Here is a 3,371-nt window from a genome sequence, read left to right on the forward strand (position 1 = left end):
AAAGGGCTTGAGCAAAGTCGCTGGCGCCATAAAAATGCCGCCCCGATGTCGATATGCCATTACTCCAAGGACGGTCGCAATGCGTCTGCAGTCTTTCGCTGCGGGCTTCTGCCTGCTTTTTCCTGCTTTTTCCGTTTTCGCGGCTGACAGCCCCGGCGCGCCCTTTGCGGGTGACCGCGACCTGATCCGCGAGCGCCAGGACCGCATCCTCGAAGAACAGCGCAAGCGCCTGCAGGACCTGCAGCAACTGCCCGGTCGCGAGACCCCCGTCCAGCCCAGTGCACCGGCCAGCCAGGGGCCGTGCTTCGACATCCGCAGCATCCGCCTGCAGGGCGCCAGCCTGATTGCCGCGTCGCGCCAGCGCGAGCTGCTCAAGCCCTTCGAGAACCAGTGCCTGGACAGCGGCCGCCTCAACGAGCTGCTCAAGGCCATCACCCAGCACTACATCGACAAGGGCTACGTCACCTCCCGCGCCTACCTGCCGCAGCAGGACCTGGCCGACGGCGAGCTGGACGTGATCGTGGTCGAGGGCAAGCTCGAAGGCCTCGACAGCTCGGCCATCGCCAGCGACCGCGAACTGGCCATGGCCTCGCCCGCAGGCAACGGCGGGGTGCTCGATTTGCGCGAAATGGAACAACTGGTGGACCAGATCAACCGCCTGCCGTCGCGCCCCGCGCAACTGGAGCTGGTGCCCGGCGCGGACGTGGGCGGCAGCCGCGTGCAGCTCAAGGGCGAGCCGAGCGAGCCCTGGCGCGTGGGCTTGAACCGTCACAACGACGGCCAGCGCAGCACCGGCGAGCAGCAGTGGGGCGCCAGCCTCGATTGGGACAGCCCCTTCGGCCTGGCCGACCAGCTCAGCCTGCGCGGCGGCGGCGACCTGGCCAGCGACCACTGGAAGCACTCGGCCAACCAGAGCGTCCTCTACAACCTGCCCTACGGCTGGTGGAACTTCAGCTACGCCTACAGCCAGAGCTACTACCGCACCCGTAACCAGGGCGATGGCTTCGCCTTCGGCACCGACGGCGAGAGCAAGAACCACCAGTTGCGCGCCGAGCGCGTGCTGCACCGCGACAGCGTCAGCAAGACCGCCGCCAGCCTCGGCATCGCCCACCTGGAAACGCGCAACTACGTGGAAAACAGCCTGCTCGGCAACTCCAGCCCGCGCCTGACCGAATCCCAGCTGGGCTTCAACCATGGCCGGCGCATCGGCAATGCCTTCGTCAACGTCGATGTCGGCTGGCAGCGTGGCATCGGCGCCTTCGATGCCCAGCACGACCGCACACCGTTCCACTACTCGCCCGAGGCCCGCTACAACAAGTACAGCCTCACCGCCAGCTACCTGCAGTCCTTCCAACTGCTGGGGGAATCCTTCAGCGTCGACAGCCTGGTCAACGGCCAGCACAGCGAAGACGTGCTCTACAGCCCGCAGCGCATCAGCGTCGGCGGCCTCAGCTCGGTGCGCGGCTTCAAGGAGCAATCCCTCTCCGGCGACACCGGCGCCTACTGGCGCAACCAGCTGCGCTGGCGGCGGCCGGTGACCTGGGCGGCGCTGCAGCCCTTCGTGCAGGAATACGGTGCCGCCTTCGCCTACGACCTGGGAGTGATCCACGGCGATCGCTACAACCCCGGCCAGAGCGGCCGCCTCAGCGGCAACGCCTTCGAGTTCAGCGCCCGGGGCCAGCACCTGGCCGCCTCGGTCACCTTCGCGCGGTCCCTGGAACGCCCTGACGCCATCACGCGCCAGGAGCACCCGGTGTACTTCCGCTTCGACCTCTTCTTCTGATTTCAGCTTCGCCCGGAGTTCCAGTACATGGACGTTCGCAGCCCCTTCTTCCAGAACATCGCCACCGTGCTCATCGGCGTGATGTTCCTCAACCCCATCGTCTCCACCGCCGCCGACCTGGCGGTGGATGCGGCTGCGGGTGGCAACACCAGCATCGGCAGTGCCGGCAACGGCGTGCCGGTGGTCAACATCGCCACGCCCAACGCCAACGGCCTGTCCCACAACCGCTTCACCGACTACAACGTCGGCCAGCAGGGGCTGATCCTCAACAACGCCACCGACAAGCTGCAGAACACCCAGCTCGGCGGCTACATCATCGGCAACGCCAACCTCAACGGCCGCGCCGCCGGCCTCATCCTCAACGAGGTCAGCGGCGGCAGCCCCAGCCAGCTCAAGGGCTACACCGAGGTGGCCGGGCAGGGCGCCCACGTCATAGTCGCCAACCCCCACGGCATCACCTGTGACGGCTGCGGCTTCATCAACACGCCAAAGGTCACCCTGAGCACCGGCAAGCCGGTGGTGGAGAACGGCCGCCTCGACCGCTACGACGTGGACGGCGGCGCCATCGCCATCGAAGGTGCCGGCCTAAACGCCGGCAACGTCGACCAGTTCGAGCTGATCACCCGCAGCGCCCAGATCAACGCCGAGCTGCACGCCAAGCAGCTGGCGATGGTCACCGGCCGCAACGAGGTGGACGCCGCCACCCTCGCCGCCACCGCCAAGGCCGACGACGGCAGCACCCAGCCGCAACTGGCCATCGACAGCTCCGCCCTCGGCGGCATGTACGCCGGGGCCATCCGCCTGGTGGGCACCGAGCAGGGCGTGGGTGTGAAGCTCGCCGGCGACATGGCCGCCAGTGGCGGCGACATCCAGATCGATGCCAACGGCAAGCTGACCCTGGCGCGCACTGCCGCCAGCGGCGACATCACCCTCAAGGCCGCCGACGTCGACCTGACCCGCGGCGCCTACGCCGGCGGCAAGGCCCGCGTCACCAGCGGCGGCACGGTCGAGGTGAAGGAAAGCCTGGCGGCCGCCGGCGACCTGAGCCTGAATGCCGCGCGCATCGACAACCAGGGCCACCTGGAAGCCGGCGTGCGCGCCGACGGCAGCGCCAACACCGCCAGCGTGCTCGACCTCCAGGGCGGCACCCTGACCAACCGCGGCAAGGTGCTGGCCCAGGGCAGCCTGACCACCGACCTGGCGACGCTCGACAACCAGGGTGCGCAGCTGGTCGCCGCCGGCTCCGCCCAGGTGAAGGCCCAGACCCTGCACAACCAGGGTGGCCAACTCATCGGCCGCCAGGACCTGACGATCGACGGCCAGCAGCTGGACAACAGCGGCGGCACCCTGGCCGCCAACCAGGCACTGACCGTTACCGTCACCGACGAGGTGAAGAACCTCGGCGACGGACTGATCCTCTCCAAGGCCGACGGCCTGACCCTCACCACCGCCGTGCTGGACAACCAGGGCGGCACCCTCCAGGCCGACAGCGGCGAGCTCAAGGCCACCGCCAGCACCCGCCTGGACAACCGCAGCGGCAAGGTCCTCGCCGGCGACGGCAAGCTGACCCTCGCGGCCGGCGAACTGC

The 3,371-nt window shown here is 68.5% G+C and carries 2 protein-coding genes; both read left to right on the plus strand.

Annotated features, from left to right (window positions below; all coding sequences use genetic code 11):
* Window positions 1-79: 79 nt before the first annotated feature.
* On the plus strand, window positions 80-1,783 hold the full coding sequence (locus tag ACYJSS_RS30615; protein WP_111264767.1) for a ShlB/FhaC/HecB family hemolysin secretion/activation protein: 1,704 nt from the start codon (window positions 80-82) through the stop codon (window positions 1,781-1,783).
* Between the two features lie 27 nt (window positions 1,784-1,810).
* The coding region (locus tag ACYJSS_RS30620; protein ID WP_459481263.1) for a filamentous hemagglutinin N-terminal domain-containing protein at window positions 1,811-3,371 on the plus strand (1,561 nt) is incomplete at its 3' end.

The sequence above is a fragment of the Pseudomonas sp. No.21 genome (assembly GCF_054558415.1).

Coding starts and splice junctions, on each gene's coding strand:
- ACYJSS_RS30615 (WP_111264767.1), top strand. CDS start 80: ATGCGTCTGCAGTCTTTCGCTGCGGGCTTCTGCCTGCTTTTTCCTGCT.